Source organism: Micromonospora sp. WMMD714, from assembly GCF_029581315.1.
GTDB classification, from domain to species: domain Bacteria; phylum Actinomycetota; class Actinomycetes; order Mycobacteriales; family Micromonosporaceae; genus Micromonospora; species Micromonospora rifamycinica.
Genome location: NZ_CP120744.1, coordinates 6,221,300 through 6,240,663 on the forward strand (window position 1 = coordinate 6,221,300; position 19,364 = coordinate 6,240,663).

Below are 19,364 nucleotides of genomic sequence, written 5' to 3' on the forward strand. Positions count from 1 at the left end.
CCACCCGTGGCCCGCCGGCTCACGGGGCGTTGCCGTCCCCGCTGTCCTCGCGCCGGGCCCAGCCGGCGAGCTTCTCGCCGAGCACCGCCCCGCCGTCGGTCTCCCGGGCCACCACGAGGATGGTGTCGTCACCGGCGATGGTGCCGACGATCTCGGTCAGCCCCGCCCGGTCCAACGCGCTGGCCAGGTAGTGCGCCGCGCCCGGCGGGGTACGCAGGACGGCGATGTTGCCGCTGGAGTCCACCCCGTTGAGCAGTTCCCGCAGCAACCGGACCAGCCGGGCGGGGGCCGCCTCGGCGTCCCGCAGCGGCCGGTGGCCGTCCTCCGGGATCAGGTAACCGGCCCGCCCGTCGCCGCCACGGGCCTTCACTGCGCCCAGCTCCTCCAGGTCACGGGAGAGGGTCGCCTGGGTGACCTGCACCCCGGCGGCGGCGAGCAGGTCGGCCAGCTCGGTCTGGGAGCGGATCGCCCTGGTGCGGATCAACTCGACGATGCGGGCGTGCCGGGCGGCGCGGGTCGGAGCGGTCATGACGAGGATGCCTCCAGGAGAAAGGTCAGCAGCGCCTTCTGGGCGTGCAGCCGATTCTCCGCCTGGTCGAAGACCACGCTCCTGGGGCCGTCGAGCACCTCGCCGGTGATCTCCTCGCCCCGGTGCGCGGGCAGGCAGTGCAGCACCTTGACGTCCGGCCCGGCGTGGGCGAGCAGCGCGTCGTTGACCTGGTACGGCAGGAACGGCGTGATCCGGTCCAGCCCGTCCTCCTCCTGACCCATCGAGGTCCAGGTGTCGGTGGCCACCACGTCGGCGTCCCGGACCGCCTCGACCGGGTCGACGAGCGCCCGCACCGAGCCACCGGTGCCGGCGGCGATCTTCCCGGCCCGGTCCAGCACCCCGGGATCGGGCTGGAACCCGGCCGGCCCGGCGACCCGGACGTGCATCCCGGCGGTCGCCCCGGCCAGCAGGTACGAGTGGGACAGGTTGTTGGCCGCGTCACCGACGTACGCCAGGGTCCGCCCGGCGGTGCCGCCGCAGTGCTCGCGGACGGTGAGCAGGTCGGCGAGGAGCTGGCACGGGTGGTAGCCGTCGGTGAGCGCGTTGACCACCGGCACGGTGGCGTGCGCGGCGACCTCGGCGATCCGGTCGTCGCCGTGGGTGCGCAGCACGATGGCGGCGACGTAGCGGGACAGCACCCGGCCGGCGTCGGCGAGCGTCTCACCCCGGCCGAAGTGGGTGACCTGGGTGTCCACCACGAGGGGGTGGCCGCCGAGTTCGGCGATGCCGGCGTCGAAGGAGATCCGGGTCCGCAGGCTCTGCTTGTCGAACAGCACCGCCACCGCACGCGGACCGGCCAGCGGGGTGTAGCCGAACCGGTCGGCCTTCATCCGCGCGGCCAGGTCGAGCACCGCCGACTGCTCGGCCGGGGTGAGGTCGTCGTCGGCCAGAAGGTGCCGGATCATGCGTGGGTCTCCGTCGGGTCAGAGGGGCTGGCGTGCGGGATCGTGGCCGGCGCCGGCGCGGGCGGCTGCCCACCGGCGGCCGGGGTGTCGAGGGCGGCGGGAAGGGCGGCCAGGAAGGCGTCGACCTGCCCGGCGGTGAGGATCAGCGGCGGGGCGAGCCGGATCACCCCCGGCTGGACCGGGTTGACCAGGAAACCGGCCGCCCGCAGCGCCTCGGCCACCGGGCCGGCGACCGGGGCGGCGAGCACGACGCCCAGCAGCAGCCCGGCACCGCGTACCTCGGCGACGAGCGGATGACCCAGCGCCTCGATCCCCCGCCGCAGCCGCTCGCCGATCCGCTTCACGTGGTCGAGCAGCCCCTCGCTGGCGATGGTGGAGATCACCGCGAGGGCGGCGGCGCAGCTCACCGGGTTGCCGCCGAAGGTGGTGCCGTGCGACCCAGCGCGGAGCAGCTCGGCGGCCCGGCCGAAGGCCAGGCAGGCACCGATGGGCAGCCCGCCGCCGAGCCCCTTGGCCAGGGTGACGACGTCCGGTTCGACACCGTCGGCCTGGTGGGCGAACCAGTAGCCGGTACGGCCCATCCCGGTCTGCACCTCGTCGAGCACCAGCAGCGCGCCGTGCCGGGCGGTGATCCGCCGGGCCTCGGCCAGGTAGCCGGGGGGCGGCACCACCACCCCGTTCTCCCCCTGCACCGGCTCCAGGACCACCATCGCGGTCGCGTCGGTGACGGCCGCCGCCAGTGCCGCCACGTCGCCGTACGGCACATGGTCGACGTCGCCGGGCAGCGGGCGGAACGGGTCGGCCTTGGCCGGCTGGCCGGTGAGGGCCAGCGCCCCCATGGTGCGGCCGTGGAAACCCCCGGCGGTGGCCACCACGTGCGACCGGCCGGTGAGCCGGGACAGCTTGAACGCCGTCTCGTTGGCCTCCGCGCCGGAGTTGGTGAACAGCACCCGGCCGGTCCGGCCCGCCAACGCCAGCAGCAGCTCGGCCAGGGCCACCGGGGGCTCGGCGACGAACAGGTTGGACACGTGGCCGAGGGTGGCGACCTGGGTCGAGACGGCGGCCACCACCGCCGGGTGGGCGTGCCCGAGGGAGTTGACCGCGATGCCGCCGAGCAGGTCGACGTACTCCCGGCCGGCCTCGTCGACGACGACCGCGCCGGAGCCGGAGACCAGCGCCAGCGGCGGCGTGCCGTAGTTGTCCATCATGGACTGGCGCCAGCGTTCCACCAGCGTGCTCATGAACCGACCGTGCCTTCCTCGTTGGTGGGTGCGGCCGGGGTGTCGACGACCATCGTGCCGAACCCCTCGGAGGTGAAGACCTCCAGCAGCGTGGAGTGGGCGACCCGGCCGTCGACGACGTGCGCGGCGGGCACTCCCCCGCGCACCGCCCGCAGGCAGGCCTCCATCTTGGGCACCATCCCCGCCTCCAGAGACGGCAGCAGCGTCGCCAGCGCCTCGGTGCCGATCTCACTGATCAGGCTGGTGGTGTCCGGCCAGTTGGCGTACAGGCCGGCGACGTCGGTCAGGACCACCAGCTTGCGGGCCTGAAGGGCGATCGCCAGCGCGGCGGCGGCGGTGTCCGCGTTGAGGTTGTGCAACACCCCGTCGGCGTCCGGCGCGACCGTGGAGATGACCGGGATCCGGCCGGCGGCGATCAGGTCGGTCACCGCCGAGACGTCCACCGACTCCACGTCGCCGACCTGCCCGACGTCGACCGCCTCGCCGTCGACCCAGGCGGGCCGCCGCACGGCGGTGAACAGGCCGGCGTCCTCGCCGGACAGGCCGACGGCGAACGGGCCGTGCGCGTTGATCAGGCCGACCAGTTCCCGGCCGACCTGACCGACCAGCACCATCCGGACGACGTCCATCGCCTCCGGGGTGGTGACCCGCAGGCCGCCCTTGAACTCGCTGGCGATGCCGAGCCGCCCGAGCATCGCGGAGATCTGCGGGCCGCCGCCGTGCACCACGACCGGTTTGAGGCCGGCGTACCGGAGGAACACCATGTCGGCGGCGAAGGCCCGTTGCAGGGTCGGGTCGACCATCGCGTTGCCGCCGTACTTGACCACCACCGTCGCGCCGGAGAACCGGGCCAGCCAGGGCAGCGCCTCGATCAGCGTCTCGGCCTTGGCCTGCGCCCGGGTGAGATCCGCGGAGAGGTTCATGTGGAGTACGCCGAGTTCTCGTGCACGTACGCGTGGGACAGGTCGTTGGTCCAGATGGTGGCCGTCGCCGGCCCGGCGTGCAGGTCGATCCGGATGGCGACGTTCCGCCCGGTCAGGTCGACCTTGGCCCGGTCCTCGGCAGCGGCACCGGCGCGGCACACCCAGATCCCGTTGACCGCGACGTCCACCGCGTCCGGGTCGAACGCGGCGGCGGTGGTGCCGACGGCGGCGAGGATCCGGCCCCAGTTCGGGTCGTTGCCGAACAACGCGGTCTTGACCAGGTTGTTGCGGGCCACCGAACGGCCCACCTCGACCGCGTCGTCCTCGTCGGCGGCACCGACCACCTCGATGGCCACCTCCTTGGTCGCCCCCTCGGCGTCGGACACCAACTGCTGCGCCAGGTCGTGACAGGCGGCGGTGACGGCCGCGGTCAGCTCGGCCTCGTCGGGCTCCACCCCGGACGCCCCGCTGGACAGCAGCAGCACCGTGTCGTTGGTGGACATGCAGCCGTCGGAGTCCACCCGGTCGAAGGTGACCCGGGTGGCGGCCCGCAGCGCGGCGTCCAGCAGCTCCGGCCCGGCCACCGCGTCGGTGGTCAGCACGCAGAGCATGGTGGCCATCCCGGGCGCCAGCATCCCGGCCCCCTTGGCCATCCCACCCACCGTCCAGCCGGCCCCCCGGGCGACGGTGGTCTTCGGCCGGGTGTCCGTCGTCATAATCGCCTCGGCGGCGGCCGGGCCACCGTCGCGGGCCAGCGCCCGGATCGCGGTACGCACCCCGGGTAGCAGCTTGTCCATCGGCAGCCGCTCGCCGATCAGGCCGGTCGAGCAGACCGCCACGTCACCGGCACCGAGCCGCAGCCGGGGGCTGGACGCGGTGAGCGCGGCGGCGGTGTGCTCGGCGGTGGCGTGGGTGTCCTGGAAACCGGCCGGGCCGGTGCAGGCGTTCGCCCCGCCGGAGTTGAGCACCACGGCCCGGACCACGCCACCCCGGACGACCTGCTGGGTCCAGCGCACCGGCGCGGCCTTGACCCGGTTGGTGGTGAAGACACCGGCGACACCGGCGTCCGGGCCGTCGTTGACGACCAGGGCGACGTCGGTCGCCCCGCCGCTCTTCAACCCGGCCGGCACACCGGCCGCACGGAACCCCCGAGGGGCGGTGACACTCACTGGACTGACCTTTCGTTCGCGACTGCGGGGCTCCGCTGCGCTGCACTCCTCGCACTCATGGGGCAACTCCGAAGAGGGGCAGGCCGGTGGTTTCGGGGAGGTCGAACATCAGGTTGGCGTTCTGCACCGCCTGGCCGGCGGCGCCCTTGCCGAGGTTGTCGATGGCGCTGACCACGATCACCCGGCCGGAGTCGACGTCGACGGTGGCCTGGAGGTGGCAGGAGTTCGCCCCGGCGGTGGCGGCGGTGTGCGGCCACGCCCCCTCGGGCAGCAGGTGCACGAACGGCGCGTCGGCGTACGCGGCGGCCAGCACCGCGCGCGGGTCGGCGTCGCCGGTGGGCACGGCGGTGACGGTGGCGAGGATGCCGCGCGGCATCGGGGCGAGCACCGGGGTCAGCGACAGGCCGGTCGCCCCGGTGGCCTGCTTGATCTCCGGGACGTGCTGGTGGGCACCGACCTTGTAGGGCGACAGGTCCCCCATCACCTCGCTGCCGAGCAGGTGCGCCTTGGCGGCCCGACCGGCCCCGGAGGTGCCGGAGGCGGCGACTACCACCACGTCGGCGGGTGCGACCGCACCGGCGGCGACCAGCGGAGCGAGGGCCAGGGTGACGGCGACGGCGTAACAGCCGGTGTTGGCGACCCGGGTCGCGTCGGCGATCGCGGCCCGCTGGCCGGGCAGCTCCGGCAGACCGTACGTCCAGGCCCCGGCGTGCGGGCCGCCGTAGTAGCGGGACCAGGCGTCCGCGTCGCGGAGCCGGTGGTCGGCGCCGAGGTCGACCACCCGCACCGACTCCGGCAGCTCGGCGGCGAGCGCCGCCGACTCCCCGTGCGGCAGGGCCAGGAAGACCAGGTCCGCATCGGCCAGCGTGGCCGCGTCCGTCGCCGCGAACACCAGATCCAGCCCCGCGAGCTGCGGGTGTACGGCGCTGACCGGCGCACCGGCCTGGCGGTGCGCGGTGGCGGTGACCAGGTCGAATTCGGGGTGACCGGCGATCAGGCGCAGCAGCTCGCCCCCGGCGTAGCCGCTCGCTCCGGCGACCGCAGTTCGGATACCCATTCCCACCTCCGCATGACTATGCAGAGAAGGTTAGCGGTCCACCGACCGTCTATGCAAGTTAATACAGCCTACTGCATGGACATGAGGAAGCGACCCGGACCATCCGCATCCATTGACAGCCATGAGGGTATTGGCCATCCTGGGAGAGCGCTCTCTATCTGTCTATCAGCCACATACCACCCGCCCGCCGCTTGCCGCCCACGGCCGAAGGAGTCGTTGTTGCGTACCCCCAGAAGCTGGGCCACCGTCCTCGTCGCGATCGCCATCGCCGGCATCACCACCCTCGGCCTCACCACCGCGCCCACCCGCGCCGTCGGACCGTCCCCCCTGCCGCTGACGGTCACCAACAACACCGGCCGGGCGGAGGCCGTCCACCTCTACCTCCTCGGCGTCGACCTCGCCTCCGGCCGGCTCGGCTACGTGACCGCCGGGGGCGTCTTCACCCCCTGGCCGGCCGGCGGCCAGCCGCCCACCCCCGCCCCCGACGTCTCGATCGCCGGGCCCGCCAACGGCGGCTCCGTCACCCTGCGGGTTCCCCGCGGCCTCTCCGGGCGGGTCTACTTCTCCTTCGGCCAGAAGCTGCGCTTCTCACTGACCCCGGACGGGCTGGTCCAGCCCGCCCCATGGGCGGCCGGCGACCCCAACCGCGACATCCTGTTCGACTGGTCCGAGTTCACCTACAACGACGCCGGGCTCTGGCTCAACAGCACCCAGGTCGACATGTTCGCCGTCCCGCACGCGGTCAGCGTCACCGGCGCGAGCGGCACCACCCGGCGGGCCGGCCAACTCGTCAGCGGCGGCCGGCAGGCCGTCATCGACGCCGTCCGCGCCCAGCCCGGCTGGGCCGACACCGTCCAGACCCGGTCCGACGGCACGGTGCTGCGGGTGCTCTCCCCCGGCAAGGCCGTCGACGCCGGCCGGTTCGCCCCCGGCTACCTCGACCCGTACATCGACGCGGCCTGGCGCTCCTACACCACCCGGACGCTGACCGTCACCCCGTTCACCGACCGGCCCGACGTGCGCTACCTCGGGCGTACCGCCGGCACCACGATGACGTTCACCGACCCGGCCGGCCGACAGGTCGCCACCTTCACCAGGCCCACCAGCTCCGACGTGTGGGACTGCGACGGGACGCTCGCCGCCCCCAACGACCAGGTGGTCGGACCGATCGCCCGGACGCTCTGCGCCGCCCTGCACCGCGCCACCCTCGACACCATCACCACGCAGCCCGGCGGCGGCCCGGCCGACTTCTACCGGGGCACGCTGACCAACCACTACTCCCGGATCATCCACCAGCACATGGTCGACGGCCGGGCGTACGGCTTCGCCTTCGACGACGTGCTCGCCCAGGAGTCCCTGGTGCACGACGGCGATCCGCGCGCCGCCGGCCTCACCCTCACCCCGTTCACCGGCACGGCCACCCCGACCCCCACCGCCACCGCCAGCCCGACCGCACCCCCCGGCCAGCCGTGGAACGCGACCCGCCACCTGCAGGCCGACGGCACCCTGGCCGGCACCACCGGACCCGCCGGCACGGTCACCCTGACGGCGGCGAATGGCAACCACGACGGCACCCCCACCAATGCCCGGGTCTTCACCGCACGTGGGCTCACCGGCACCTGGACCGGCGCAGCCACCACCTTCGACCTGGCCGTCGACGCCGGCACCGCGGTCGGTGACGGCGTCCAGGCCCGGGTGTCGTACGACCTCACCGGCGACGGCACCACCGACCGGGTCGAGACGTACGCCTACTTCGCCACCGACCCGGTACCCGGCGCCGAGCGCTACCGGCAGACCCAGGGGCTGCGCTCGGCCACCGGCACCCTCGGCAACCTCCGCGGCGGGACGGTGACCGTGCAGGTGTGGAACGCCATCGGCGGCACCCCCACCACCCTCGGCGTCGGCGACGCCTCCCGCGTCGTCCTGCCCTTCACCGGCTGACCGGCCGACGGCCCCGACCCGGTGACCGGGTCGGGGCCGTCGACGGGCCGGTACGGCTACGCGCCGCGCAGGGTCGCCCCGAACCGCTGGGCGGCCACGGCCACGGCAGCGTCCCGGGCGGCCACCGCCTCCTCCACGGTCAGCGTCCGGTCCGGGGCCCGGAAGGTGAGCTTGTACGCCAGCGACCGGCGGCCCGCGCCGAGCGACTCCGAGGCGTACACGTCGAAGAGCCGGACCTGCTCCAGCAGCTCGCCGGCCCCCTCGACCAGCGCGGCCCGGACGTCGGCGGCCGGCACCGTGTCGTCCAGCACCAGCGCCACGTCGATCAGCGCCGGGGGGAACCCGGACACCGTCGGCGCGGACGCCACCGGCGCGGCCGGCAGGGCGTCCAGGTCCAGTTCCATGGCGCTGGTCCGGCGGGGCAGCTCCAGCGCCGCCACCACCGTCGGGTGCAGCTCACCGGCGTGGCCCACCACCACCCCGTCGACCACCAGCGCGGCACAGCGACCGGGGTGCCAGGGGGCCTGCTCGGCGGCCCGTACCTCGATCCGCTCGGCCGGCAGCTCGGCGGCGGCCAGCACGGCCCGCCCGGCCTCCACCGCGTCGGCCCACCCGGCGGGACGGCCCGCGCCCCACCAGCCGGCCGGCTCGACGTCCCCGGTGAGCACCACCGCGACGTGCCGGGGCTGGGCGGGCACCACCGCGTCGGCGGCGGCGAACTCGGCGGCGGTGGGACGCCGGTCCACCCCCATGGCCGGCGGGGCGCCCACGCCGGGACGCGGCTGGAACACCGCGCCGATCTCGTAGAGCGCCAGGTCACGGTGGCCCCGACCCAGGTTGCGCTTGAGGATGCCGAGCAGCGGGCCGAGCAGCGTGGTACGCAGCAGCGGCTCCTCCTCCGACAGCGGGTTGGCCAGCCGCACCGCCGGCCGGCGCGGGTCGTCGGCCGGCAGCCCGAGCTGGTCGGCCAGCTCCGGGGCGACGAACGGCAGGCCCAGCACCTCGACGTAGCCGCGTTCGGCCAGCGAGCGGGCCACCGCCCGGCGGCGGCGCTGCTGCCAGGTCAGGCCCCGGCCGGGCGGCGCGGTGGGCAGCACCGACGGCACCCGGTCGTACCCGTCGAGGCGGACCACCTCCTCGACCAGATCGGCCGGGTCGGTGAGGTCGGGCCGCCAGGTCGGCGGGGTGACGGTGAGCACCTCGCCGGTGCCGGCGGTCGTCCCCACCGCCCCCGGGTCCTCGGCCAGCCGGTCGCCGCCCCGGCTCACCGTGCAGCCCACCTGCTCCAGCAGGTCGACCACCCGCTGTGGGGGGTAGTCCACCCCGATCCGGCGCGACGGCAGGTCGACGGGAAGGACGACCGGACGCATCGGCCGGACGTGGTCGAGGTCGAGGATCTCCGCGCCCGCCTCGCCACCACCGTGCGCGGTGAGCAGCTCGACGGCGCGCTGGAGGGCCACCAGCGGCAGGGCCGGGTCGACGCCCCGCTCCCACCGCTTGGCCGCCTCGCTGAACAGCCGGTGCCGGCGGGCGGTACGGCCCACCATCACCGGATCCCAGTGGGCGGCCTCCAGCAGCACGGTGGTGGTGCCGCCGACCACCTCGCTGGTCTCGCCGCCCATCACCGCAGCCAGCGAGACCGGCCCGGTGTCGTCGCAGATCACCATGTCCTCGACGGTCAGCGAACGGACCACCCCGTCCAGGGTGGTGACCTTCTCCCCCGCCTCGGCCCGGCGCACCACCAGCGGGCCGGTGATCCGGTCGGCGTCGAACGCGTGCATCGGCTGGCCCAGTTCGAGCATCACGTAGTTGGTGACGTCGACCGCCAGCGAGATGCTGCGGATGCCGGCCACGGTCAGCCGCTGCCGCATCCAGCCCGGCGTGGCCGCCGTCGGGTCGACACCCCGGACCATCCGGGCGGTGAACCGGTCGCAGCCCACGGTGTCGCGCACCTGCACCGGGTACGCCGGCTCGGCGGTCCCGGCCGGCGCAGGCACCCGGCCCGGGTCACGGAAGGGCAGGCCCAGCGCGTACGCCAGCTCCCGGGCGATGCCCCGCACGCTCAGCGCGTACCCCCGGTCGGGGGTGATCTCCAGCTCGACCACGACGTCGTCGAGCCCCACCACCGACCGGGCGTCGTCGCCGGGCCGGGCCGGGGTGTCGGGCGGCAGCACGATGATGCCGGCGTGGTCGTCGCCGAGGCCCAGCTCCTGCGCGGAGCAGATCATGCCGGCCGACATCCGGCCGTACGTCTTGCGCGCGCCGATGGTGAAGTCGCCGGGCAGCACCCCGCCGGGCAGGATCACCACGACCCGGTCGCCGGGGGCGAAGTTGCGCGCCCCGCAGACGATCTCCTGCGGCTTGCCGGTGCCGTTGGCGGTGCCGACGTCGACCAGGCAGTGCCGGATCGGCTTCTTGAAACCGGTCAGCTCCTCGATCTCGCGGACCTCGCCGACGACCAGCGGACCGGTGACCGTCCCGCGCAGGTCCACCACCGACTCGACCTCGATGCCGAGGTCCACCAGGGCCTGCTCCAGGTCCTCGGTGGGCAGGTCGACCGGGAGGTCCACGTGCTCCCGCAGCCAACTGACAGAAATTCGCATGACTCAGACCACCGTCTCCGTGACTCGTACCCGCATCGCCCTACGCCCCGGCCCCGAACGCGCGGGTGAACCGCACGTCGCCCTCGGCCATGTCCCGCATGTCGCTGACCCCGTGCCGGAACATCACCGTCCGGTCGATGCCCATGCCGAACGCGAACCCGGAGTAGACCTCCGGATCGATGCCGCAGGCCCGCAGCACCCTCGGGTTGACCATGCCGCAGCCGCCCCACTCGACCCAGCGCGGGCCGTCGCGGTGCTCGGGGAACCAGACGTCGAACTCCCCCGACGGCTCCGTGAACGGGAAGTAGTGCGGACGCCAGCGGGTCTTCGCCCCCTCGCCGAACATGGCCCGGGCGAAGTGGTCCAGGGTTCCGCGCAGGTGCGCCATCGTGATGCCCCGGTCCACCACCAGACCCTCGACCTGGTGGAAGACCGGTGCGTGGGTGGCGTCCAGCTCGTCGGTGCGGTAGACCCGGCCGGGCACCACCACGTAGATGGGGGGCTTGCGGGTCAGCATGGTGCGCGCCTGCACCGGCGAGGTGTGGGTGCGCAGCACCAGGCCGGAGGCGTCCGCGCCCGGCGGCGGTGCGACGTGGAAGGTGTCCATCAGCCCGCGCGCCGGGTGGTCGGCGGGGATGTTCAACGCGTCGAAGTTGGTCCACTCCAGCTCGACCTCGGGGCCCTCGGCCACCTCGTAGCCCATCCCGACGAACAGGTCGCTGATCTGCTCCATCAGCGTGGACAGCGGGTGCCGGGCACCCCGGGGCCGCCGGTCGTACGGCAGGGTCACGTCGACCCGCTCCTCGACCAGCACCCGGGCGGCCTGCTCCCGCTCCAGCACCTCGGCGCGGGCGGCGTAGGCGGACTCGATCGCCCGGCGGGCCTCGTTGACCCGCTTGCCGGCGTCGGACTTCGCGGCCGGCGGCAGCGCGCCGATCTCCCGGCGGGCCAGCGACACCGGGGACCGGTCGCCGAGGTGCGCGGGGCGCAGCGCGGTCAGCGCGTCGGGGTCGGCGGCGGCGGTGAACGCCTTTTCGGCGTCGGCCACGGCCTCGGCCAGGGCGGCCGGGTCGAGCAGGGCGACCTGCTTCGGGTCGTACGGATCGTTGCGGTAGCTCATGGCGTACGGGCACTCCCTCACGGCGGCGCCGGCCCTCCCGGGCGGCTAGGCGAGTCTACGGACGCGCGGCGATGCCGCAGCCCGCCGGTGGGAGTTGCGCGCGGGAAGGGTCAGGCCCGCCGCCCGCCGACACCGGCGGGCTGGCTAAACGAACGCCGTGGCGCGTTCCTCAACTGACCGACTCCCTGTGTGGTGTGTGCGGTGCGGTGTCTGTGTGACGCCGATGTCTGCGTGACGACGGTGTGCGGGTGACCGGGGTGTCAGCGCAGCGCTCGCGCTGAAGCGTACAGGCAGACCGCAGCCGCCGCAGCCAGGTTCAGGCTCTCGGCCCGCCCGTGCAGCGGCACCCGGACCCGGGCGTCGGCGACGGCGGTCAGCTCCGCGGGCAGGCCGTGCGCCTCCGAGCCGAACAGCCAGGCGGTGGGCGCGGCGAGCCGGCCGTGGTCGGCGAGGTCGTCCAGGTCACTGTCGCCGTACCCGGTGGTGGCGAAGATCGAGAGCCCGGCGGCGCGCAGCGCGTCGACAGTGGCGGGCAGCTCCGGGACGCGTACCACGTCCACGTGGAAGAGGCTGCCGGCCGAGGCCCGCACACACTTGCCGTTGTACGGGTCGACGGTGTCCCCGGCGAAGACCACCGCGCCCGCGCCGGCCGCGTCGGCGGTCCGCAGCACGGTGCCGGCGTTGCCCGGGTCACGGATCCCGGCGAGCACCGCGACCAGGCGGGGTCCGCGTGCCAGGGCGGTCGCCAGCGGTACGTCGAGGTGCCGGCAGACGGCGACCAGCCCCTGCGGGGCGACGGTCTCGGTCAGCGCGGCCAGGGCCTCGTCGGTGACCTCGGAGACCAGCAGGTCGGCCCGGGCGGCCCGGGCCGCCAGCTCGGCGTGCCGGTCCAGCGCGGCCGGGGTGCCGAACAGCTCCACCACCGTGCCGGTGCCGTCGAGCGCCTCGCGGACCGCCTGCGGCCCCTCGGCCAGGAACCGGCCGGTGGCGTCCCGGTCCCGCCGACGGTGCAGCCGCCGGGCGGCGACCACCCTCGGGGTCCGCGGGGTGAACGGGCCGGCGACGGCGTCGAGGCGTCTCCCGCGCGCTGGTGACTGCATGGGAGACGCCTCGATCTGCTGCCGGGGTGGGTCAGGCGGCCTGAGCCGCGGCGCCACCGGTGCCCTCGGCCGTCACGGCGGCGCGGGCCAGCTCGACGATCGCGGCGAACGCCGCGGCGTCGTGGACGGCCAGGTCGGCCAGGATCTTGCGGTCGACCTCGATGCCGGCCAGCCGCAGGCCCTGGATGAGCCGGTTGTAGGTCATGCCGTTGGCCCGGGCGCCAGCGTTGATGCGCTGGATCCAGAGCTGCCGGAAGTCGCCCTTGCGGTCACGACGGTCCCGGTAGGCGTACTGCATCGAGTGCAGCACCTGCTCCTTGGCCTTGCGGTACAGCCGGGAGCGCTGACCGCGGTAACCACTCGCGGTCTCCAGCAGGGTACGACGCTTCTTCTGGGCGTTCACAGCCCGCTTGACGCGTGCCATCTCAACTCCTTGTTAGGTAAAGGTGGCGCGCGTCAGCGGCCGAGCAGCTTCTTGATTCGCTTGACGTCAGCCTTGGCCAGCTCGACCGTGCCGGTCAGCCGCCGGGTCTGGGTGGAGGGCTTCTTCTCCAGGTTGTGGCGAAGGCCGGCCTGCTGGGCGACGATCTTGCCCTTGCCGGTCACCTTGACCCGCTTGCCCATACCCGTGTGGCTCTTCATCTTCGGCATGTGGAACGTCTCTCCCTGTTACTGGCCGCTGGGGTCAGCGGTCGGGCCGGTCTCGCCGGCTGCTGCGGTCTCGCCGGCCACCGGGGCCTCGCCCTGTGCCGGCGTCGCGGACTCGTCCGTGGTCCGGTCCCGGGGACCGGTGCGGGACGCCGTGGCGGCGACCGCGGAGGCCTTGACGGCCCGGTGCGGAGCGAAAACCATGATCATGTTTCGACCGTCCTGCTTCGGAGCGGCCTCGACGTATCCCAGGTCCGTGATCTCGGACTCGAGCCGACGCAGGAGCCGGTAACCCAGCTCCGGGCGGCTCTGCTCGCGACCGCGGAACATGATCGTCACCTTGACCTTGTCGCCCGCCTTGAGGAACCGCACCACGTGACCCTTCTTGGTCTCGTAGTCGTGCGGGTCGATCTTCGGCCGGAGCTTCATCTCCTTGATGACGGTCTGCTGCTGGTTACGCCGCGCTTCGCGCGCCTTGAGTGCGCTCTCGTACTTGAACTTGCCGAAGTCCATGAGCTTGCACACCGGCGGGCGCGCCATCGGCGCAACCTCGACCAGGTCCAGGTCGACGTCCGCGGCCAGCTGCAGGGCGCGCTCCAGCGGGACGATGCCCACCTGCTCACCCTCGGGGCCGACCAGTCGGACCTCACGTGCCCGGATCTGATCGTTCACGCGTGGTTCGACGCTGATGGGGCCTCCTCGAGTCGGATCTGCCGGGTAGCCGACCCCGCGCGGCCCCCGGGTGGGGGCGACTCGGAAAGCAGAAGGCCCCGGCGCATGCCAGGGCCCGCTCGACCGGTCGGCACGATCATATGATCGCGCATCCGGGACCGGGACAGGCCCGGAACCGGTGACCGGACCCGGCCACCTACTGGGGGCGACTCGGGTGGGAGCAGGCGCTCCGCTTCAGGACCACCCGCACGCCGCAGGCGGGGGCAGTCTGGTCGACTTACCCACACTACACCCGCGCCCGGCCAGCCCCAAACCGGGGTTACCGGGCGGGGGCGTCGACCGCGACGCTCACGGGTGGGTCGACGCGCCGCCGAGCCGGGACAGGTGCGCCTGGTGCAGCCGGCGCAGCGCCCGTACCCCGTCGACCGCGACCTCCTTGTCGGCCGCCTGGAGGGCCACCATCGGCAGCAGGTCGTCGTCGTGCAGCTCCAGGCTGGCCCACGGCGCACCCCGGTCGAAACGCACCCCCCGGACCACCTCCCAGGGCAGTTCGTACGAGCCGAGCACGTTGCGCACCCGGACCCCACGGGCGTCCGCCTCGACCCGGGGCCGGGTGAACAGCAGGATGCCGAGCGCACCGAGCACCCCGAGGCCGACCATGGCGACCTGGTCGCCACGCTGGAAGGTGCCGTAGCCCTCACCGGTCGCCCCGGTCAACGAGGTCGCCACCAGGCTGAAGACCACCAGCAGGGCGACCGCCGAAGCCCAGCAGACGACCCGGATGCGACGCGGCTTGAGGCGGATCAACTCGGTGTCGCTCACCCGACCAGTCTGCCACCCGCCCCCGGCCGGCGTCGCGGCGGCGGCTCAGAGTCGACAGGCGTGGATGTTGGTGACCAGGATGGCGCGGGCGCCCAGCTCGTACAGCTCGTCCATGATCCGGTGCACGTCGTCGCGGAGGACCATCGCCTGCACGGCGACCCAACCCTCCCGATGCAGCGGGGAGACCGTCGGCGACTCGATGCCCGGGGTGAGCGCGCTGGCCCGGTCGAGCAGCCCGGCCGGCACGTCGTAGGCGAGCATCACGTAACGGCGGGCCACCAGCACCCCGTGCAGCCGGCGCAGCAGCTGCTCCGCCTGCGGGTGCGCCGGCGCGGCGGCCCGGCGGACCAGCACCGCCGAGGAGCGCAGCAGCGGGTCGCCGAAGACGACCAGGCCGGCCTGGCGCAGCGTCGCGCCGGTCTCCACCACGTCGGCGACGACGTCGGCGACCCCGAGCCGGATGGCGTTCTCCACCGCGCCGTCGAGCCGGATCACGTCGGCCTTGACGCCGAGCTCGGCCAGGTAGCGCTCGACCAGCCCCGGGTACGCGGTGGCGATCCGGTGCCCGCCCAGCTCCTGGACGTCGCCGACGTCCTGCGGGCGGGCGGCGAACCGGAAGGTGGCCCGGCCGAACGCCAGGTCGACCACCTCCTCGGCGGGTGCGCCCGAGTCGATCAGCAGGTCCCGGCCGGTGATCCCGACGTCCAGGTCACCCGAGCCGACGTAGGTGGCGATGTCCTTGGGCCGCAGGTAGAAGAACTCGATGTCGTTGGCCTCGTCCGGGCAGACCAGGTCCTTGGGGTCGGTGCGCTGGCGGTAGCCCGCCTCGCGCAGCATCTGGGCGGCCTTCTCGGCCAGGGCGCCCTTGTTGGGTACGGCGACACGCAACATGACGGAGTGCTCCTTCGATCGGATCAGATCAACGACGCGGGCGCACTCACAGATGTCGGTAGACGTCCCTCAACTCCAGACCGCTGGCCAGCATCAGCACCTGCACCTGGTAGAGCAGCTGGGAGATCTCCTCGGCGGTGCGCTCCGGCCCCTCGTGCTCGGCGGCCATCCACGACTCGGCCGCCTCCTCGACGACCTTCTTGCCGACGAAGTGCACCCCCTTGGCCAGGGCGTCGACCGTGCCCGAGCCCGGCGTGCCGGCGGCGGCCTTGGCCTGGAGCTCGGCGAACAACTCCTCGAACGTCTTCACGGGACCGGATTCTTCCAGCCGCCCGTCGGGGCCGTGCGCTCCGGGTCCGGCCGTGTCGTCCGGCCCACCACCGGGCTCCCGGGGGATGGGACAGCAGCCGGCGACGGGCGACCCGCGGGAGCCGGCCGGATATCGATCTCCCATCTACCTGACGGGACACCTTCCCGGGAATCGGCGATCTTCTTTATCCTGGCGGCCATGGTCAGCAGCAGCTCACGTTCCCGCACCGCCGCCGTCGCCGCCGCCGCGCTCCTGGTCGCCGTGGCCGGATGTGCGCCCCAGGAGAACGTCCCCACCCCCGACGCCGCCCCCACCACGCCCTCCTGCACCAAGGAGGGCCTGAAGACCCGCACGCCGGGCAAGCTCACCGTCGCCACCGACGAACCCGCGTACGCGCCGTGGTTCAAGGACAACAAGCCGGACAGCGGCGAGGGCTTCGAGGCCGCCGTCGCGTACGCGGTCGCCGAGAAGCTCGGGTACGCCCCCGCGGACGTCACCTGGACCCGGGTGAAGTTCGACGCCGCGATCGCCCCCGGCCCGAAGAACTTCGACTTCGACGTCAACCAGTTCTCCATCACCGAGGAGCGCAAGCAGGCGGTCGACTTCTCCCCGCCGTACTACCTGGTGCGGCAGACGGTCATCGCGCTCAAGTCGTCCAAGATCGTCGGCAAGAAGTCGGTGGCCGACCTCAAGGACGCCAAGCTCGGTGCCCAGGTCGGCACGACCAGCTACCAGGCGATCACCGACCTGATCAAGCCGAAGGCGAAGCCCCAGGTCTACAACAGCAACGACGACGCCAAGAAGGCCCTGCAGAACGGTCAGCTCGACGGCCTGGTGGTCGACCTGCCCACCGCGTTCTACATCACCGGCTCGGAGATCACCGACGCCACCGTGGTCGGGCAGCTGCCGCAGGTCGGCGCGCCGGAGGCGTTCGGCCTGCTGCTGGACAAGGACTCCCCGCTCACCTCCTGCGTCAGCCGGACGATCGGGGAACTCGCCGAGGCCGGCACCCTCAAGCAGCTGGAGCAGAAGTGGCTCGCCCAGGTGGCAGGGGCGACCGAACTCCAGTGAGCCACCCGCCGCCCCGCCCACCCGACACCCCGACGCCACCCCGCCCACCCGACGTCCCGACGCCGCAGCGGCGGCACGTCCCCTCGGCGGCCCAGCGGCGACGGGCCGCGTACCGGCGGCGGCAGACGACCCGCAGCGTGCTGGTCGCCGCCGCCTCCACGGCGGTGCTCGGCACGCTGCTGGTCGTCGCGGTCACCGGGGCACCCGGCTGGGACCGGGTCCGCCGGTCGTTCCTCGATCCGGCGATCGCCCGGGACGCGCTGCCCGAGGTGCTCGCCGGGCTGTGGCTCAACGTCCGGCTGCTGGTCTGCTGCGCGGTCGGGGCGCTGCTGCTCGGTCTGCTGATCGCGCTGCTGCGCACCCTGCGCGGGCCGGTCTTCTTCCCGGTCCGGGCGCTCTCGGCGGGCTACACGTACACCTTCCGGGGCCTGCCGCTGATCATCGTGCTGTACGTGCTCACCCTCGGCGTGCCCGGACTGCGGTTGCAGGGCATGCCGCCGGTGCTGGTGCTCGGCGGGCTGGCGCTGGTGCTCACCTACGGCGGTTACCTGGCCGAGGTGTTCCGGGCCGGCATCGAATCGGTCCACCCGAGCCAGCTCGCGGCGGCCCGCTCGCTGGGGCTGACCTACCGGCAGACCATGCGGCACGTGGTGCTGCCGCAGGCCGTCCGGCGGGTCGCGCCGCCGCTGCTCAACGACGTGGTGGCGATGCAGAAGGACGTCGGGCTGGTCTCCCTGGCCGGACCGATCGACGCGGTCCGGGCGGCCCAGATCGCCACCGCGCAGAGCTTCAACTACACCCCGTACATCCTCGCCGGGGTGCTGTTCGTGCTGCTCGCCATCCCGCTGATCGCGGTCACCGACTGGGTGACCCTGCGCTCGGCCCGACGCCAGTCCGGAGGCTGAGATGGCCGTGTCGACGACCCGCCGGAGGCGGCGATGGCCGTACTGACCTGCCGGGGGCTGCGCAAGGAGTTCGGCGGGCAGGTGGTGCTCGACAGCCTCGACCTGACCGTGCACGAGCACCAGGTGGTGGCGCTGATCGGGGCGTCCGGCTCGGGCAAGTCGACGTTGCTGCGCTGCGTCAACCTGCTCGAGGAGCTGGACGACGGCACCATCGAGCTGGACGGCGAGGAGATCTCCGATCCCCGGGTCGACCCTGACCGGGTCCGTCGGCGCATCGGCATGGTCTTCCAGTCGTACAACCTGTTTCCGCACCTGAGCGTGTTGGAGAACGTCACCCTCGCCCCGCGCCGGGTGCACCGGCGGGGACGGGCCGAGGCCGAGGCGCAGGCCCGGGAGCTGCTCGACCGGGTGGGGTTGGGCGCGAAGGCGGACGCCTACCCCGACCGGCTCTCCGGCGGCCAGCAGCAGCGGGTGGCGATCGTCCGGGCACTGGCCAACTCCCCCCGCCTGATACTGCTGGACGAGGTCACCTCGGCGCTCGACCCGGAGCTGGTCGGCGAGGTGCTGGCGATGATCCGCGACCTGAAGGCCGACGGGATGACGATGGTGCTGGCCACCCACGAGATGGGGTTCGCCCGGGACGTCGCCGACCAGGTCTGCTTCCTCGACGCCGGCCGGGTGGTCGAGGCCGGGCCGCCCGCCCGGGTCCTCGGCGAGCCGACCCAGCCCCGGACCCGGCAGTTCCTCAGGCGGATCATCGAGGCCGGCCGGCTCTGACCGCCGCGACGGCGGCCCGCAGCGGCCGGTCCGACCGGTCCGGCCCGGCGGCGCGGCCCGCAGCGGCCGGTCCGACCGGTCCGACCGGTCCGGCCCGGCGGCGCGGCCCGCAGCGGCCCAGCCGCCAGGGCGGCCGGGCCGGAGCGTCGGGCCGGGGTCAGCCGGCGAAGCCGACCGGCTGGGCGTTGCCCACGGCGACGGACCGGAGCGCCAGCGCGGCGTCCAGCGCCGCCACGGTCGCCGCCCAGCCCTTGTCCTCGGCGGAGCCGGGCAGCCCGGCCCGGTCCCGCGCCTGGTCCAGGGTGTCCACGGTCAGCACCCCGTGCGCCACCGGCTTGCCCTCGTCCAGGGCGATCCGGGTCAGTCCGTCGGTCACCGACCGGCAGACGTAGTCGAAGTGGGCGGTCGTCCCCCGGACCACCACACCCAGCGCCACCACCACGTCGCAGCGCCGGGCCAGCGCCTGGGCCACCACCGGCAGCTCCACCGAGCCGGCCACCCGGGCGGTCACCGTTCGCGCCCCGCACGCCCGCGCGGCCGCGACGGCCCGGTCGAGCATGTGGTCGGTCAGATCGCCGTGCCAGCGCGCGGCCACCACGCCGACGGTCAGCCCGGCGGCGTCCACCGGGGTCGCTCCGGGTTCACCGAAACCCGCCATG

Annotated in this window: 20 protein-coding genes; 4 read left to right on the plus strand and 16 right to left on the minus strand. The window is 73.8% G+C overall.

From position 1 onward, the window contains the following. Positions 1 to 19 precede the first annotated feature (19 nt). Genes O7625_RS26470 through argC form a run of 6 tightly spaced genes read right to left on the minus strand, consistent with a single transcriptional unit; the run spans position 20 to position 5,845 of the window. Positions 20 to 529: an arginine repressor gene (locus O7625_RS26470; RefSeq protein WP_067305179.1), complete on the minus strand. Its 510-nt coding sequence runs from the start codon at positions 527 to 529 to the stop codon at positions 20 to 22. Continuing rightward, entirely contained in the window at positions 526 to 1,455 is a 930-nt protein-coding gene (argF, locus tag O7625_RS26475) for an ornithine carbamoyltransferase (RefSeq protein WP_282342486.1), read from the minus strand. The genes O7625_RS26470 and argF overlap by 4 nt, the downstream gene beginning before the upstream one ends. Next, a complete protein-coding gene (locus tag O7625_RS26480; RefSeq protein ID WP_067305172.1) occupies positions 1,452 to 2,696 on the minus strand; it encodes an acetylornithine transaminase in 1,245 nt (414 codons plus the stop codon). Before O7625_RS26480 ends, argF begins: the two co-directional genes overlap by 4 nt. Continuing rightward, a complete protein-coding gene (gene argB / locus O7625_RS26485) occupies positions 2,693 to 3,619 on the minus strand; it encodes an acetylglutamate kinase (protein WP_282342492.1) in 927 nt (308 codons plus the stop codon). The genes O7625_RS26480 and argB overlap by 4 nt, the downstream gene beginning before the upstream one ends. Further along, a complete protein-coding gene (gene argJ, locus O7625_RS26490; RefSeq protein WP_282342494.1) occupies positions 3,616 to 4,788 on the minus strand; it encodes a bifunctional glutamate N-acetyltransferase/amino-acid acetyltransferase ArgJ in 1,173 nt (390 codons plus the stop codon). Before argJ ends, argB begins: the two co-directional genes overlap by 4 nt. A gap of 55 nt (positions 4,789 to 4,843) precedes the next feature. Continuing rightward, the gene (argC, locus tag O7625_RS26495; protein ID WP_282342496.1) at positions 4,844 to 5,845 is read right to left on the minus strand and encodes an N-acetyl-gamma-glutamyl-phosphate reductase; all 1,002 of its coding nucleotides are present in this window, start codon (positions 5,843 to 5,845) and stop codon (positions 4,844 to 4,846) included. A gap of 219 nt (positions 5,846 to 6,064) precedes the next feature. Here argC and O7625_RS26500 point away from each other — a divergent pair, with 219 nt between their 5' ends. Then, positions 6,065 to 7,786, plus strand: a complete 1,722-nt coding sequence (locus tag O7625_RS26500) for a beta-1,3-glucanase family protein (RefSeq protein ID WP_282342498.1) — start codon at positions 6,065 to 6,067, stop codon at positions 7,784 to 7,786. Between the two features lie 56 nt (positions 7,787 to 7,842). On the opposite strand, the gene pheT is transcribed toward O7625_RS26500, so the two are convergent. The 9 genes from pheT to O7625_RS26545 all read right to left on the minus strand — a co-directional run bounded on the left by pheT (position 7,843) and on the right by O7625_RS26545 (position 15,952). Then, a complete protein-coding gene (gene pheT / locus O7625_RS26505; RefSeq protein WP_282342499.1) occupies positions 7,843 to 10,389 on the minus strand; it encodes a phenylalanine--tRNA ligase subunit beta in 2,547 nt (848 codons plus the stop codon). Between the two features lie 40 nt (positions 10,390 to 10,429). Continuing rightward, positions 10,430 to 11,509 (minus strand): phenylalanine--tRNA ligase subunit alpha, encoded by a 1,080-nt coding sequence (gene pheS / locus O7625_RS26510; protein WP_282342500.1) that lies wholly within the window; start codon positions 11,507 to 11,509, stop codon positions 10,430 to 10,432. A gap of 260 nt (positions 11,510 to 11,769) precedes the next feature. Continuing rightward, the gene (locus tag O7625_RS26515) at positions 11,770 to 12,609 is read right to left on the minus strand and encodes an RNA methyltransferase (RefSeq protein WP_282342501.1); all 840 of its coding nucleotides are present in this window, start codon (positions 12,607 to 12,609) and stop codon (positions 11,770 to 11,772) included. A 31-nt stretch (positions 12,610 to 12,640) separates the two neighbouring features. Beyond that, a complete protein-coding gene (gene rplT, locus O7625_RS26520; RefSeq protein WP_067305147.1) occupies positions 12,641 to 13,033 on the minus strand; it encodes a 50S ribosomal protein L20 in 393 nt (130 codons plus the stop codon). A 32-nt stretch (positions 13,034 to 13,065) separates the two neighbouring features. Beyond that, positions 13,066 to 13,260 (minus strand): 50S ribosomal protein L35, encoded by a 195-nt coding sequence (gene rpmI, locus O7625_RS26525; RefSeq protein ID WP_026267805.1) that lies wholly within the window; start codon positions 13,258 to 13,260, stop codon positions 13,066 to 13,068. Positions 13,261 to 13,278: 18 nt separating this feature from the next. Beyond that, positions 13,279 to 13,929: a translation initiation factor IF-3 gene (gene infC / locus O7625_RS26530; protein WP_067305144.1), complete on the minus strand. Its 651-nt coding sequence runs from the start codon at positions 13,927 to 13,929 to the stop codon at positions 13,279 to 13,281. 348 nt (positions 13,930 to 14,277) lie between these two features. Further along, positions 14,278 to 14,751: a PH domain-containing protein gene (locus O7625_RS26535; protein WP_282342502.1), complete on the minus strand. Its 474-nt coding sequence runs from the start codon at positions 14,749 to 14,751 to the stop codon at positions 14,278 to 14,280. 45 nt (positions 14,752 to 14,796) lie between these two features. Continuing rightward, positions 14,797 to 15,642, minus strand: a complete 846-nt coding sequence (gene hisG / locus O7625_RS26540) for an ATP phosphoribosyltransferase (protein ID WP_282342504.1) — start codon at positions 15,640 to 15,642, stop codon at positions 14,797 to 14,799. A 46-nt stretch (positions 15,643 to 15,688) separates the two neighbouring features. Beyond that, entirely contained in the window at positions 15,689 to 15,952 is a 264-nt protein-coding gene (locus O7625_RS26545) for a phosphoribosyl-ATP diphosphatase (RefSeq protein WP_282342506.1), read from the minus strand. A 198-nt stretch (positions 15,953 to 16,150) separates the two neighbouring features. Here O7625_RS26545 and O7625_RS26550 point away from each other — a divergent pair, with 198 nt between their 5' ends. The 3 genes from O7625_RS26550 (at position 16,151) to O7625_RS26560 (ending at position 18,705) form a co-directional block, all read left to right on the plus strand. Further along, complete coding sequence (locus O7625_RS26550) at positions 16,151 to 17,023, plus strand: ABC transporter substrate-binding protein (RefSeq protein ID WP_282342508.1); 873 nt, start codon at positions 16,151 to 16,153, stop codon at positions 17,021 to 17,023. Between the two features lie 137 nt (positions 17,024 to 17,160). Next, the gene (locus tag O7625_RS26555) at positions 17,161 to 17,928 is read left to right on the plus strand and encodes an ABC transporter permease subunit (protein WP_282347098.1); all 768 of its coding nucleotides are present in this window, start codon (positions 17,161 to 17,163) and stop codon (positions 17,926 to 17,928) included. 33 nt (positions 17,929 to 17,961) lie between these two features. Then, positions 17,962 to 18,705, plus strand: a complete 744-nt coding sequence (locus O7625_RS26560; RefSeq protein ID WP_282342509.1) for an amino acid ABC transporter ATP-binding protein — start codon at positions 17,962 to 17,964, stop codon at positions 18,703 to 18,705. Positions 18,706 to 18,862: 157 nt separating this feature from the next. Here the strand turns inward: O7625_RS26560 and ribH are convergent, their stop codons facing one another. Then, complete coding sequence (gene ribH / locus O7625_RS26565) at positions 18,863 to 19,363, minus strand: 6,7-dimethyl-8-ribityllumazine synthase (RefSeq protein ID WP_282347099.1); 501 nt, start codon at positions 19,361 to 19,363, stop codon at positions 18,863 to 18,865. Between the last annotated feature and the right edge of the window lies 1 nt (position 19,364).